The 13,520-nt window shown below is 72.8% G+C and carries 10 protein-coding genes and 1 pseudogene; 4 read left to right on the forward strand and 7 right to left on the reverse strand.

Features of this window, described 5'->3' with window-relative positions:
• Positions 1-560: 560 nt before the first annotated feature.
• From ACQPZK_RS27360 to ACQPZK_RS27370, 3 genes are all read right to left on the reverse strand, one after another.
• Positions 561-1,724, reverse strand: a complete 1,164-nt coding sequence (locus ACQPZK_RS27360) for a Cys-Gln thioester bond-forming surface protein (protein WP_433535686.1) — start codon at positions 1,722-1,724, stop codon at positions 561-563.
• A gap of 188 nt (positions 1,725-1,912) precedes the next feature.
• Positions 1,913-2,593, reverse strand: coding sequence for a response regulator (locus ACQPZK_RS27365; RefSeq protein ID WP_433539332.1), 681 nt, complete (start codon positions 2,591-2,593; stop codon positions 1,913-1,915).
• A gap of 2 nt (positions 2,594-2,595) precedes the next feature.
• The gene (locus ACQPZK_RS27370) at positions 2,596-3,861 is read right to left on the reverse strand and encodes a PspC domain-containing protein (protein WP_433535687.1); all 1,266 of its coding nucleotides are present in this window, start codon (positions 3,859-3,861) and stop codon (positions 2,596-2,598) included.
• A 159-nt stretch (positions 3,862-4,020) separates the two neighbouring features.
• On the opposite strand from ACQPZK_RS27370, the gene ACQPZK_RS27375 reads away from it, so the two are divergent.
• From ACQPZK_RS27375 to ACQPZK_RS27385, 3 genes and pseudogenes are all read left to right on the forward strand, one after another.
• Entirely contained in the window at positions 4,021-5,859 is a 1,839-nt protein-coding gene (locus ACQPZK_RS27375; RefSeq protein ID WP_433535688.1) for a PspC domain-containing protein, read from the forward strand.
• Positions 5,856-6,039 (forward strand): annotated as a pseudogene (locus ACQPZK_RS27380) (hypothetical protein); the annotation flags it as partial. The gene ACQPZK_RS27375 and the pseudogene ACQPZK_RS27380, both read left to right, overlap by 4 nt.
• 807 nt (positions 6,040-6,846) lie before the next feature.
• The gene (locus ACQPZK_RS27385) at positions 6,847-8,100 is read left to right on the forward strand and encodes a phosphatidylserine decarboxylase (protein ID WP_433535689.1); all 1,254 of its coding nucleotides are present in this window, start codon (positions 6,847-6,849) and stop codon (positions 8,098-8,100) included.
• A gap of 57 nt (positions 8,101-8,157) precedes the next feature.
• Here the strand turns inward: ACQPZK_RS27385 and ACQPZK_RS27390 are convergent, their stop codons facing one another.
• The 3 genes from ACQPZK_RS27390 to ACQPZK_RS27400 form a co-directional block, all read right to left on the reverse strand.
• Positions 8,158-9,090, reverse strand: a complete 933-nt coding sequence (locus ACQPZK_RS27390; RefSeq protein ID WP_433539333.1) for a CDP-alcohol phosphatidyltransferase family protein — start codon at positions 9,088-9,090, stop codon at positions 8,158-8,160.
• A gap of 347 nt (positions 9,091-9,437) precedes the next feature.
• On the reverse strand, positions 9,438-10,334 hold the full coding sequence (locus ACQPZK_RS27395) for an NUDIX hydrolase (protein ID WP_433535690.1): 897 nt from the start codon (positions 10,332-10,334) through the stop codon (positions 9,438-9,440).
• Positions 10,335-10,496: 162 nt separating this feature from the next.
• The gene (locus tag ACQPZK_RS27400; protein WP_433535691.1) at positions 10,497-11,447 is read right to left on the reverse strand and encodes an NUDIX hydrolase; all 951 of its coding nucleotides are present in this window, start codon (positions 11,445-11,447) and stop codon (positions 10,497-10,499) included.
• 143 nt (positions 11,448-11,590) lie between these two features.
• Here ACQPZK_RS27400 and ACQPZK_RS27405 point away from each other — a divergent pair, with 143 nt between their 5' ends.
• A complete protein-coding gene (locus ACQPZK_RS27405; RefSeq protein WP_433535692.1) occupies positions 11,591-11,917 on the forward strand; it encodes a PspC domain-containing protein in 327 nt (108 codons plus the stop codon).
• A gap of 7 nt (positions 11,918-11,924) precedes the next feature.
• Here the strand turns inward: ACQPZK_RS27405 and guaA are convergent, their stop codons facing one another.
• Entirely contained in the window at positions 11,925-13,481 is a 1,557-nt protein-coding gene (guaA, locus tag ACQPZK_RS27410; RefSeq protein WP_433535693.1) for a glutamine-hydrolyzing GMP synthase, read from the reverse strand.
• Between the last annotated feature and the right edge of the window lie 39 nt (positions 13,482-13,520).

Below are 13,520 nucleotides of genomic sequence, written 5' to 3' on the forward strand. Positions count from 1 at the left end.
TGACACCGCCCGGCTACCTCGGGGCGGAGGTCGCCGGGACCACAGGGAAGTTGGGAGACACCCCTGATGTTCCGATCCGCCGGGCTCCCCACCCGACGGGACACGACCCTACGCAGGCGTCGCGACCACGAACCCGCCGGGAAACAGCGAGATCATGGTCGTGGGCCGTACGGAGTGCCACACACCGAGGGTGAGGTGCTGCCACTGTGACACCCACCGGCCTCTTCCGTGAAGGTGCCGTTATCAAGCCGTTAGTTGCCCGCCACGTTGTCGATACTTGAAAAAAGATCATAAAACGGTCGCTGTGCAGGTCTCTGACCTCGGCCCCGCGACCTGCCAGGAGACCTGTGCGGCGCTCAGATTCGACCTCTGCGGGTTGGCCCGCGCCCCGGGTTGTTGGTCCGTAGTCATTCGCTCACTCAGTGTTCTTTGCCCGTCCGGACGATGTCCTCGTCCGCTACACGGGCACCAGCACCGGCTGGGTGGACGAGGAGCGCCGAGACGACATCGGCCCCGGCGCCGCTCACGCGGTGCCGGGGCCGATGGTGCGGCGGAATGGATCAGGCGGTGAAGCGGACCTTACGGCGACGCACCACCAGGACGGCCACCGCGCCCGCGGCGAGCAGCAGCAGACCCGCGGTCGCCGCCGCCGCGATCGGCGAACCGGTCAGCGGCAGGCCGCCACCGTTGCTCGCCGGCGAGGTGGACGGGGCCGGGCTGGCCGGCTGCGCCGAGTCCGACGGCGTGGCCGACGGGGTGGTCGGCGAGGCCGACGCGCTCGGGGTCGCCGACGGGGTGGCCGGCGGCGTCGTGGGGACGGCGGTGAAGGTGGCCGAAACCCGGGTGGTGACGGTGGCGCCGGTGCTGCCACCGAGGATCAGCTTCTGCGCCTTCTTGGCACCGGTGAACAGGAACACCCGGCCGAAGGAGACCGAGTCCTGCGCGGTCAGGGTCACGTCGACCGTGCCGGCGGCCTCGGCGGCCAGCCAGAACTGCCCGTTGTTGGTGGTCGTGGTGACCGGCTTGCCCTCGGCGTCGACGGCGGTGCCGCCGGTGGTGGCGACGGTGATGACGCCCGCCGGGCCCCGCACCGTGAACGGGCCGGCCTTGCCGCCGACCGTCGCGGTGGCGCTGGCCGGGCTGACGGACAGCTCGGCACGCGGCTCGGGCTGGTCGGTGGCGTTCTTGATGAGGTAGTCACGAACCTTCGTGATTACCTCGTACTGGTTGCGCGGCTGCAGGTCCTTCTCCCAGGCGCCCAGCTCGATGCCGTCGCTGAAGTGCCAGATGGCGGTCTGGGTGCCGAAGTAGAGCAGGTTGTCGAGCTGCTTCTTGCCGATCTTGGTCTCCACGCCGGCGGCGGCGAGGAGCTTGGTGGAGTCGGCGTTCGGGTAGCCGTGGGTGAGTACCCACTGCACCTTGCCGAGGTTCTTCACCTGGGACTCGTCCCAGGTGCCCTCCTCGTACTTGCCGTCGAGCTTCACGTTCGTGTGGAAGTCGATGCAGAACGCCGGCACCAGCTTGCCGTCGATCTTCAGGGCGAGCGCGGACGTCGTACGCGTCTTGCCGTCCAGCTTCAGCGTGACCTCGCTGCCGTCGACCGCCTTGGCCACACCGGTGGCCGGAGCGGCGGCGGCGGCACCCGCCACGCCGAGCGCCAGGGCGCCGCCGGCGACAGCCGCCAGCGCGACCCGCGCCCAGTGTCGTCCTCGTTGTCCGAACATCAGAAGTGGTACCTCTTCCCCAGGGGTGACCCGCCAACGCGGGCGCTCGTGAGCCGTCGCTTCCGCGGGATGCGAGACCCACGCGCGGAAACGGGACCGGGGCAGTATGGAACCACGGTTGATCTTTTGTCAGCCCCGCCCCGTAACATCCGTGGCATCTGCCCGAAATGCCGGGGCGGAGGAATTAATCACACGAGCCTGCGGTCCGCCGCCCAGCGGGAGAGCTCGTACCGGTTGGACATCTGGAGCTTGCGCAGCACGTTCGACACGTGCGTCTCCACCGTCTTGATGGAGATGAACAACTCCTTGGCGATCTCCTTGTACGCGTACCCCCGGGCGAGCAGGCGCAGCACCTCCCGCTCACGGTTGGTGAGCTGGTCCAGCTCCGGGTCGGCGACCGGCGCGTCCGGCCGGGCCGCGAACGCGTCCAGCACGAACCCGGCCAGCCGCGGGCTGAACACGGCGTCACCGTCGGCCACCCGGCGGATCGCGGCGGCCAACTCGTCCGGAGAGATGGTCTTGGTCACGTACCCCCGGGCGCCGGCCCGGATCAGCCCGATCACGTCCTCGGCCGCGTCGGAGACGCTCAGGGCCAGGAACTTGACCTGCGGGTGGCTGCGCCGCATCGCCTCCAGCACCGCGCGGCCACCGCCGTCGGGCATGTGCACGTCGAGCAGCACCACGTCGGGCACCGTGACGGCGATCCGGGCGACCGCCTCGGCCACCGTGCTCGCCTCGCCCACCACCTCGACGTGGGCGCCCAGCTCGGCGCGTACCCCGGCGCGGAACATCGCGTGGTCGTCCACCAGGAAGACCCTCAGGCGCTCCGGACGGCTCTCCGCCGGGTGCTCCGTCGGCTGCTCGGCCATGGTCATCTGTTCCTCTCCGCCGCCGACGAGTCCCGGGAGATCGGCAGGATCAACCGGACCTCGGTCCCCTCCCCCGGGCCGGACCGGATCTCGGCCCGTCCGCCGTGCCGCTTCATCCGTCCGATGATCGAACCGCGTACGCCGTGCCGGTGGTCCTCCACCGTATCCGGATCGAAGCCCTTCCCCCGGTCCCGGACGAACACGCTGACCTGATCGGGCTCCACCTCGGCGTAGAGCGACACGGTCTGCACACCGGCGTGCCGGGCCGCGTTCACCAGCGCTTCCCGGGCGGCCGCGACCAACGCGCCGACCTTCTCGTCGGTCTCCCGGTCCCCCACCACCACCGCCTCGACGGTGATCGCGAACGTGTCCTCCACCTCGGCGGCGGCCTGCTCGAGGGCGGCGGCGAAACGCTCGTTCGGCGAGGCCGTGGGCTTGTAGAGCCAGTTGCGCAGCGAGCGCTCCTGCCCCCGCGCCAACCGCTGCACCGTCTTGACGTCACCGGCGTTGCGCTGGATGAGCGCCAGGGTGTGCAGCACCTGGTCGTGGACCATCGCCGCCAGCTCGGCCCGCTCCTGCTCCCGGATGCGGCCCTCGCGCTCCGCACGGAGCTGGTTGTACGTCCGCCAGAGCACCGGCGCCGCGACCACGCCGACCCCGGCCAGCCCGACCAGCGCGAAGATCACCCCGTTGATCACCGCGTCGAAGTTCTGTGCCGGCGAGTAGACCGCCGCGACACCGATGATGCCGACCGCGACCAGCACGCCGCCGCCGATGAACCGGAGCACGAAGGCCCGCCGGTCGCTCTCCTCGACGACCGCCCCGAGCCACGGGACCGGCATCGTCTCGCCCCAGCGCCGCCGCCGCTCGGGCGCCGACTGGTGCCAGATCACGCCCGCGCCGACCGCGATGATGGCCACCAGCCAGCCGGCGGTGCCCGCCGCGCCGACCGAGTCGAAGACCATCACCTGGATCAACAGGACGCCGAGCCCGATCCCGACGAACGGCAGGAGCTGGGCCACGTCCCGCCGGGGCGGCACGGCGGTGTCACCCGGCCGCAGCGGCACCACCGCCCAGAACGCCGCGTAGAGCAGCAGCCCGAGCCCACTCAGCCCGAGCAGCACCATGAACGCGACGCGCACGCGCAGCACCGAGATGCCGAGATGGTCGGCGATACCGGCGGCGACGCCGGCGGCCATCCGATGCTCGGGGGCCCGGTACAGGCGCGGAGGCGGGGTCACGGTGCTGATCGCAGGCTCCCTGGTCACGGTGGCGGGCTGGGTGTGGGTCGGTGAGTCCGATCGTCACACGCTGCGGCGTCGGACGACCACGGGGACGCCCCCGACATTCCGGCCTCGGAGATCTCAGGGTGGTGTCAGGGTCGGGTCCTGAGGTCGTTCGGGCGACGTGCGCAGCAGGATCGAGGCATGACCGAGGAAGCTGCCCCGCCGCCCCGCCCGGGGTCGGCACAGCCGGGCGGTTCAGTACCGCCCGTACCGCCCACCACACCCGCCGGCTGGACCGAGCCGACCACGTTCGGCCCACCCGCCGGACCGGCGGCCGACGCCCCGTACGAGCCGCCGAGCGCCGGCTACGCGCCGGGCGCCGGCTACGCGGCCGGCACGGGCTACGGCCCTGGCGGGGGTACGGCCGGCACGGGCTACGGCCCTGGCGGTACGCCTGGAGGGCCCGGCGCGCCCGGACCGTCCGTGGGCCCGCTGGGTGGCACCGGCTTCACCTCGCGGTACGGGCTGGTCCGGCCCCGCGACGGCCGTTACCTGGCCGGGGTCTGCGCGGCGATCGGACGGGCCACCAACACCGACCCGGTGCTGTGGCGGGTCCTCCTCGCGGTGCTCGGGTTCTTCGGCGGCATCGGCATCCTGGTCTACGTCGCCGCCTGGCTGATCATCCCCAACGAGGGCGACACCGCGTCCCCGGTCGAGTCGATGCTGGGGCGGGGCCGTTCCAGCATGTCCCCGGTAACCGTGATCATCCTGGGGATCCTGGTGGCGGCGAGCTTCGGCTACATCGTCACCGACGCCTTCCGCGCGGTGCTGCTCGGCGCGGCCATCCTGATCGGCGGCGCGTTGCTGCTCAACCGGGACAACCGTGGACCGCAGCCCACGAGTGGGCCCGTGCCGCCCTCCCCGGCGGGCACGCCACCCGGGCCGGTCCCGCCGGTCGCCTGGCCCGCTCCCGCGCACGGCACCGTGCCGCCCAGCGGGCCGCTGGCGACCGCGCCGCTGGCGGGCGACGCCTCGTCGTACGCCACCGCGCCGCAGAGCGCTTACCCGCCCGTCCAGAGTGGTCAGCCGCCTGCGACGGCGCAGCCGACTGTCGGCGCGCAGCCGGAATCCCCGGCGGTGCTGGTGACCGGCACAGGGCCGGTGTCCGCGCAGCCGGCCGCCGCGACGGCCACCCCGGCGGGCACCGGCTGGCCGGCCCCCGAGCAGGGCTGGCCGGGCAGCGGCACACCCACCAGCGGCTGGCCGTCCGCGCCGGTGACCGCCGTACCCGCCGCCGGCCCGTCCACCCACCCCGGGGCGACGCCGCCGGGCGGATACCGCCCTCCGTTCGCGCCCCACGGCCCGTACGCCGCACCGGCTCCGGCCGCGTACCGTCCGCCCAAGCCACCGAAGCCGCCGAAGCGGCCCCGGGAGCGTTCGCCGCTCGGTCCGGTGACCTTCTCGCTGATCTTCCTGGCGCTCGGCGTTGTCGCCCTGCTCGACCTGTTGGACGTCTTCGACGTCGGCGCCTCGGCGTACTTCGCGGCCGCGTTGGCCACCATCGGGTTGGGACTGCTGGTCGGCACCTGGTTCGGCCGGGCACGCTGGTTGATCGCGCTGGGCCTGGTGACGGCCGCCGCGCTCGGCACGGCGACCGTCGCCGAGTCCTACGACCGGATCCGGGGCGTGGACGGCGCGGTCACCTGGGCGCCCACCGACTACCGCGACCTCGCCGACCGATACGAGAACAGCTTCGGTGACGCCGTCCTCGACCTGCGCGGCATCGACTTCACGAAGCAGGACACCCAGGTGACCGTGGCAATCAACTTCGGTCAGGCGACCGTGGTGGTACCGCCCAACGTGGACGTCACCACGGTGGCCGACGTCAACGCCGGGGACGCGACCGTCTTCGGCAACCGATCCGGCGGAATCGACGGCCGACTGCGGGAATCCACCGACCTGGGCGCGGACGGCCCCGGCGGCGGGAAGCTGCGGCTGTACATCCACGTCAATGCCGGCAACCTGGAGGTGACCCGGTGAAGGCCCACCGCACGGACCTGCTCTCGTTCGCCTTCGGGCTGGTGTTCCTGGCGCTGTCGGCCTGGTGGCTGCTCGCTCAACTGCTCGGGCTCGCGCTGCCGCCGGTCGGCTGGTTCCTGGCCGGCGCGCTGATCCTGATCGGAGTCTTCGGTCTGGTCGGCGCGCTGCGCTCGGGCCGTTCCGGCCGCCCGGAGCCGAACGGGTCCACCGAGCCGGGCGCCACGGCCGTCGCGGCCCAGCCCGTCGCGGCCGAGCCCGTCGCGGCCGAGCAGGGCACGCCGCGAGCCGCCGCTTCGGAGCCCCCCGGCTACGAACCGCCCGGGTACGAGCCGCCGACGACGTACGAGTCAGCCACCTACGCGCCGCCCACGTACGAACCGCCCGCCTACGCGCCGCCCACCTACGGGCCGACCACGTCCGAGTCGCGGCCCGATGCCGCGCCCACGGCCGAACTGCGCACACCGGAGCCGCCCACGGCCGAGCAGCGGACGCCGGAGCCGCCCACGGCCGGCATGGTCCATCCCGCCTGGCTGGCGCACGCCCCGGCAGAGCCGGAGACCTCGCCGGTCACGGCGCAGGCCGCCGAGTCGACCCGGGTCGACCACCCGGTCACCCTTGACGGCGAGGACGGGGCGGCCCATCCGCCAGCCGAGCAGTCGGCGGCCCAGAAGTCGGCGGCCCAGCAGTCGGCAGTCGACAAGGATCCGGCGGCCAGCGACGACCAGACCTCCGGGGATCACGCCACCGGCAACCACGTCAATGGGGACCACGCCACCGGGGACGATCCGGCGGGGGTGGACGAGCGGCCGGGGCGGCGAGAGGGTCCCTGAGCGCGGCTGCCGGCCCGGCCGTAGGGCTCGCCGGTGCGGCAGGGGCGGACAGGCGCATATGCTGGCCGGTGGAGATCTCGCCTCCGCCGGCCGGCCCGTCCCGCCATGGCGCCCCCGCCGCGATTCCCGTCTCTACCCCGTCAGGAGCCCGCCCGTCATGACGCAGTCCCCCGCCGTGCGTACCACCGGCCGGTCCGGTCCGGTCCGCATCGGCGAGCGAGCCGCCCGTACGCTCGTCTCCGAGCTGGCCCGGATGAACGACCCGAAGGTCGCCCTGCTGGTCGGCGCGAGCCCGGAGTCCGCGGTGCTGGCCGCGGCGATCGAGGCCCTGCTCCCCGGCGACCGGCTCACCGTGGTGCCCGCCGAGTCGTCCAGCGCCGTCGCGCTCCGCGAGCACGTCACCGCCCAGGGCCGGTGGGTCGCCGATCGGGTACGCGTGGTCGACTCGCTCGCCGACGCCGAGCCCGCCTCGGTGGTCGTCGCCGGTGAGGCGTTCGTCGGCACCGCCGAGGAGGCCCGCCACGACATCCAGGGATTGTCGAAGTACCTCGTCGACGGCGCGGTACTGAGCGTCGCCACCACCGCGACGCCGGGCCGGACCACCGGAGCGGCCGGCGAGCTGGGCCGCCAGGACGCCCTGTACGGCGTCGGCAACGACCTGGTGCTGCGCAACTCGCCGCCGGTGCGGGTCCACCGCCTGCGGTTCACGCCGGCCAGTCCGGCGGCGGCCGACCGGCTGGCTCCGGCGTACCGACCGTCCAGCGTGCCGCTGACCAGGGGCATGCACATCGACTCCAACGGAGTGGCAGCGGCGGGCATCACGCTGGGTCTGGCGGCGCTGGCCCGGGTGGCGCGTCCGTCGTCCAAGCTGTGGCTGCTGCCGGCGCTGGCGGCCGGCCCGGTCGCCGCGTTCTTCCGGGATCCCCAGCGGGACGTGCCGGAGGACCCGAACGCCGTGGTGGCCAGCGCGGACGGCAAGGTCCTGTCGGTGCAGCGGCTGCACGACGAGCGGTTCGGTGACGGCGAGTGGCTGCGGGTCGCGGTCTTCCTGTCCGTGCTGGACGTGCACGTCAACCGTGCCCCGGTCGCCGGCAAGGTGGTGGACTACTTCGTCGCCGACGGTGGTTTCGTCAACGCGATGAAGCCGGACGCCGAGCACAACGTCGCCGCGTACACGGTGCTGGACACCAGCCGTGGCACGGTGGTGGTCGCGCAGCGGACCGGCCTGATCGCCCGCCGCATCGTGCAGCGCGCGCCGATCGGCGCGCTGCTGGCCAGGGGCGAGCGGTTCGGGCTCATCCGGTTCGGCTCGCGGACCGACGTCTACCTGCCGGCCGAGGCCGCGGAACCGCTGGTGGGGCCGGGCGACAAGGTGGTCGGCGGCTCCACGGTCATCGCCCGCTGGCACTGAGACGGGATGCGAAACGGGGCGCCGCAGAAAGCGGCGCCCCGTTTTTCGTGCGTCGGATCAGGCGGTACGACGCTGGCGCAGCCAGAGCACCGGACCGCTGACCAGGTAGCCGACCACGATGAGGGCGAACGTGAGCCGGATGTCGACGAGCGCGCCGAGCACCGGGGCGAGCCACAGCCACGGCGGCAGCTTCACCAGGCGCGCGAGCTTGGCGTACGGGAAGCTGGACACCATCGCGAAGGCGAGCAGCGCCACGCCGGCCACGAGCACGGGGCCGGGCACCGGCAGACCGATCGCCACGGTCACGGCGAGCACGGCGGCGGCCATGGTGGTGGGGACGCCGCAGAAGAAGCGGCCGTCCTTCGGCGACACGTTGAAGCGGGCCAGCCGGATCGCCGCGCACGCCGCGACCAGCGCACACGCGACCGCAGCCGCGGCCGTCGACACGGAACCGGCGAGCGAGGCGTAGACCACCACGGGCGCGGCGAGGCCGAACGAGCACATGTCGGCCAGCGAGTCCATCTGAGCGCCGAACGGGCTGGCGACGCCGAGCCGACGCGCCAACGCACCGTCCAGGCCGTCGAAGATGACGCAGGCGATCAGGCAGAGGGCGGCGATGCGCACCTCACCCTGCATGGCCAGGAAGATCGCCAGCATGCCGAGCATGAGGCTGGACAGGGTGCAGGCGTTGACCACGGCGAACTTCATCCGGCGGGCCATCGTGCGCTCGCCGGGGAGCAGGGGGATCGATCCGGCGGTGGCCTCGTCGGTGTGCGCCATCGGCAGCGCCGGGCTGACCGGCATGACCGCCTCGATGCCGGCGCGGCTGACGCCGGCAGGCCGGCTGAGCCGGTCCAGACCGTAGCGACGGCGCTGGCGGTCGGCGTACCGGTGCTCGGAAAGTGTCAGGTCGGTGGTCCGCAGGTCACCGTCACGGCGGCCCACGCGGACCAGCAACACCTGGCGGGCGAACGTGCTGCTGCGGCGCAACCGGCCCGCCCAGCGACGCCCTGCGGGGCGCGGACTGTCAGTCGTACGACGCCGGCGCCAAAGGGCTCTCGGCACGTTTCCTCCATCACCGGATCGGCTTGCCGCCCCGAAGGGCGGGTGTCCGGCTGTCTCGTGCCGGACCTTGCGTGGCCCGGCAGCCGTTTTGGCGGAGTACACCATCGCATAGGGGAACGTGGCTTGGCGATAGCTGCCGGCGGTACTTATCTGGTACAAACCGCGCGAACCGCTTGTTATTCCCCATCCCGGGCTTCATCGCCCGTTTCCTCCACCATTTCCCGCCTCCGACTCTACCGGAGGGTAGCCAACTCGGCTCGCCGAGCCGAGTGCTATGCGCCCAGCTGTCCGATTGCCGAGGCAGCGATGCCCGTGAGCGGCAGTCCAGCGGTCTCGGCGGCGGTGAACCACCCCGCCCGCGCGGTCGAGCCGCCGACGGACTCGGTCACCACGGCGTCGGTGGGTGCGTCGACCAGCACGCGGTAGATGACCCGGACGCCGTGCCAGTCCAGCGGACGCCCCTCCGGGCCGAGCGCGGCCGGGTTGTGCAGGTTGTCCACCCCGAGCAGCTCCACCACGCGGCCCACCTGGCCGCCCTCCTCCACGAGTTCCCGGAGCAGCCCGGTGGTCGGCTGCTCGCCGTGATCGGTGCCGCCGCCGGGTAGGTGCCACTTGCCGGCCCCGGGGTAGCCGTCGGCGATCTGGGTCAGCAGGATCCGCCCCGTCGGATCGGTGACCAGCCCGTACGCCCCGAAGCGCAGCCGGCGATCCGGATGCGAGGAGGTGGGCGGCTCGGCGGACGGGTACGCGTCGACCGGAAGCCGGACGGCGGGCAGACCGAGCAGTTCGGCGCTGAACGGCGTCAACGGCAGCTCGGCCACGGCCTCGGGGCCGACCCAACGGGTCTCGACGCCCCCGCCCGTGACCTCCGGCACCTCGTCCCGGACGGCCACGTCGAACAGCAACCGATCGGTGTGCACCGACGAACCGCCGCCCGCGTCGGCGTGCACGTCCGCGACGACGGCCCGTAACCGGCCCACCGTCGCGGTCAACCCGGTCTGCTCGGAGAACGCGCGCACCAGGGCCCGCTCCGGATGCTCGGCATGCGCGAGAAGCCCTCCGGGCAGAGACCAGACGCGCGCCCCACCCTCTCGGACAACCAGAAACCGCCCCGAATCCCCCAGCAACCCATAAGAACCAACCGCCCGAACCAAAACCACCCGACCCATCCCCGCTCCCCCGCCCGCCCGGCCCCGCGCCCCGCGCCCATCCCCGTGATCATGAAGTTATCGCCGTCCATCTCGGCGTGTCCTGACAATAACTTCATGATCACCGCGAGGTGGGTGGGTGGGGGGTGGGTGGGGTGGGTGGGTGGGTGGGGGTGCGGGGGGTCAGGTTAGTTGGGCTGCTTGGACTGCTTCGGCTGTCACCTCGGTCAGGCGGTCGGTGGGGAGGGCGCCGAGTTCCTCGCGGGCGAACCAGCGGGCCTCACAGGTGGAGCCGCCGACGTCACCGATGATCAGCGGGTTGGGCTGGTCGACCACCACCCGGTAGAAGGCGCGTACGCCGTGCCAGTCGATCGGGTAGCCCTCGGGGCCGAGCGAGGCGGCGTCGCGGTGGCTCGCCACACCGAGCAGCTCGACGAGGCGGCCGGCCTGGCCGGTCTCCTCGACCAGCTCCCGGATGAGCGCCGCACCGGGCTGTTCGCCGTAATCGGTGCCACCGCCGGGCAGGTGCCAGCAGCCGGCGCCCGGGTAGCCGTCGGAGATGCGGGTGAGCAGCACCCGTCCGGCCGGGTCGGTGCACACCGCGTACGCGGCGAAGCGCTGCGCGCGGTGCAGCCCGTCCGGACCGGGGACCGCGTAGAAGGAGGGGAACTCGGGGGCCTCCTCGGGCACCACGTCGGCCGAGGAGGCGGGGAGACCGAGGGCGCGCGCGGTGAAGGAGCGCAGCGGCAACTGACGCGCCTCGTCCAGCGTGTACCACCGGGCCAGGTCGGTGGGGCGCTCGCCGACCCGGTCGGCCAGCGTGCCGCCGCGCACCCCCACCCGGTAGATCAGGCGGTCGGTGTGGATCGTGATGCCGCGCTCAGGCAGCGCCCGCATGTCGGCGAGCACGTCGGCCAGGCCCGAGACGGCGACCGAGAGGCCCGTCTCGGCGGCGGTCTCGCGGACCACCGTGTGGTGGGGGTCCTCGCCGTGGTCGACCGCCCCGCCGGGGAGGGACCACGTGCCGGGTGTGCCGGAGCGCTCCGATGCGCGGACCAGCAACACTCGGCCGTCTGAATCAGCACAAACTGCGTATGCCGCGATCCTGCGAAGCGGCTCCAGCATGGTGGTCACGGGTCCAAATTCTCCCCGGGCCGCGTTACCGGAACGGAAAAGAGTCGGATTCCTGACTTCTCGCTCGCGCTCAGGGATCGATCAGGGTAGGGATCCGGGCAGTCACCGAGGGCAGGCCGGGCGTCGGCGCGGAGCGTGGAGGCATGACACCTACCGCCGCTCCCCAGGCCCCGTACAAGCAGCTCCGGCGACCCACCACCGACCGCATGGTGGCGGGGGTCGCCAGTGGCGTCGGCCGCTACTTCGACGTCGACCCCACACTGGTCCGCGTGGCCTTCGCGGTCACCGGACTGCTCACCGGCGGGCTCGCGCTGCTCGCGTACCCGATCATGTGGTTCCTGATGCCCGAGGAGCCCACCGGCGCGCCCGCCTGGCCGCACCCGGCGGGCGTCGCGCCGACCGCCGGGGCCGCGCCCGGCGGTCCACAGCCGGGGTACGCCCCGACGCCGCCCTACCCGCCGGCCGCGTGAGGCCGACTCACTCCCACTCGATGGTGCCCGGCGGCTTGCTGGTCACGTCCAGCACCACACGGTTGACCTCGGCGACCTCGTTGGTGATCCGGGTGGAGATCCGGGCGACGACCTCGTAGGGCAGCCGGGACCAGTCGGCGGTCATCGCGTCCTCGCTGGAGACCGGGCGCAGCACCACGGGATGCCCGTAGCTGCGCCCGTCACCCTGCACCCCGACGCTGCGCACGTCGGCGAGCAGCACCACGGGGAACTGCCAGACGCCCCGGTCCAGGCCCGCGGCCGTCAGCTCCTCGCGGGCGATCAGGTCGGCCTGGCGGAGCAGGTCGAGGCGCTGCCGGTCGACGGCGCCGATGATCCGGATGGCCAGACCGGGGCCGGGGAACGGGTGCCGCCAGACCATCGCCTCGGGCAGGCCGAGCTGGAGACCGAGCGCCCGGACCTCGTCCTTGAAGAGCGTGCGCAGCGGCTCGACGAGCGCGAACTTCAGGTCCTCCGGCAGGCCGCCGACGTTGTGGTGACTCTTGATGTTGGCGGTGCCGGTGCCGCCGCCGGACTCGACCACGTCCGGGTAGAGGGTGCCCTGGACGAGGAACTCCACGTCACCGTGCGAGGCGATCTCGCGGGCGGCGGCCTCGAAGACCCGGATGAACTCCCGGCCGATGATCTTGCGCTTCTGCTCGGGGTCGGTCACCCCGGCGAGCGCGCCGAGGAACCGGTCCGCCGCGTCGACCACCTTCAGCTTGATGCCGGTGGCGGCGACGTAGTCCTTCTCGACCTGCTCGGCCTCACCGGCGCGCAGCAGGCCGTGGTCGACGAAGACGCAGGTGAGCTGGTCGCCGACCGCCCGGTGCACCAGCGCGGCGGCGACGGCCGAGTCCACCCCGCCGGAGAGGCCGCAGATGACCTCCTTGTCGCCGACCTGCGCCCGGATGCGGGCGACCTGCTCGTCGATGATGTTCTCGGGCGTCCAGGTCGGTTCGATGCCGGCGATGTCGTACAGGAAGCGGGTCAGCATCTCCTGGCCGTGCGCCGTGTGCCCGACCTCGGGGTGGAACTGCACACCGGCCCGGCGGCCGACGATGTCCTCGAAGGCCGCCACGGGCGCGCCTGCCGACTCGGCCGTCACCGTGAAGCCTTCGGGGGCCTCGGTGACGCAGTCGCCGTGGCTCATCCAGACCGGCAGGTCGGCCGGCAGGTCACGCAGCAGCACGCCCGGCTCGGTGAGGCGCGGACGCAGCGGCGTGCCGCCGTACTCACGGTTACCCGTGTGCGCGACGGTGCCGCCGAGGGCCTGGGCCATCGCCTGGAAGCCGTAGCAGATGCCGAAGACCGGCACGTCGGCCGTGAACAGGCCGGCGTCGACCTGTGGGGCGTCCGGCGCGTACACGCTGGAAGGACCGCCGGAGAGGATGATCGCGGCCGGGTTCTTCGCCAGCATCTCGGCGACCGGCATGGAGTGCGGCACGATCTCGGAGTAGACCTTCGCCTCGCGGACCCGGCGCGCGATGAGCTGGGCGTACTGGGCTCCGAAGTCCACCACGAGGACGGGGCGAGGCAGGCTCATGTGCACATAGCCTACCGACAGTCACCGCCGACCCGACCC

Source organism: Micromonospora sp. CA-249363 (genome assembly GCF_050950185.1).
Classification (GTDB): Bacteria; Actinomycetota; Actinomycetes; order Mycobacteriales; family Micromonosporaceae; genus Micromonospora.

Coding starts and splice junctions, on each gene's coding strand:
- ACQPZK_RS27360 (WP_433535686.1), bottom strand. CDS start 1,724: ATGTTCGGACAACGAGGACGACACTGGGCGCGGGTCGCGCTGGCGGCT.
- ACQPZK_RS27365 (WP_433539332.1), bottom strand. CDS start 2,593: ATGGCCGAGCAGCCGACGGAGCACCCGGCGGAGAGCCGTCCGGAGCGC.
- ACQPZK_RS27375 (WP_433535688.1), top strand. CDS start 4,021: ATGACCGAGGAAGCTGCCCCGCCGCCCCGCCCGGGGTCGGCACAGCCG.
- ACQPZK_RS27385 (WP_433535689.1), top strand. CDS start 6,847: ATGACGCAGTCCCCCGCCGTGCGTACCACCGGCCGGTCCGGTCCGGTC.
- ACQPZK_RS27395 (WP_433535690.1), bottom strand. CDS start 10,334: ATGGGTCGGGTGGTTTTGGTTCGGGCGGTTGGTTCTTATGGGTTGCTG.
- ACQPZK_RS27405 (WP_433535692.1), top strand. CDS start 11,591: ATGACACCTACCGCCGCTCCCCAGGCCCCGTACAAGCAGCTCCGGCGA.
- guaA (WP_433535693.1), bottom strand. CDS start 13,481: ATGAGCCTGCCTCGCCCCGTCCTCGTGGTGGACTTCGGAGCCCAGTAC.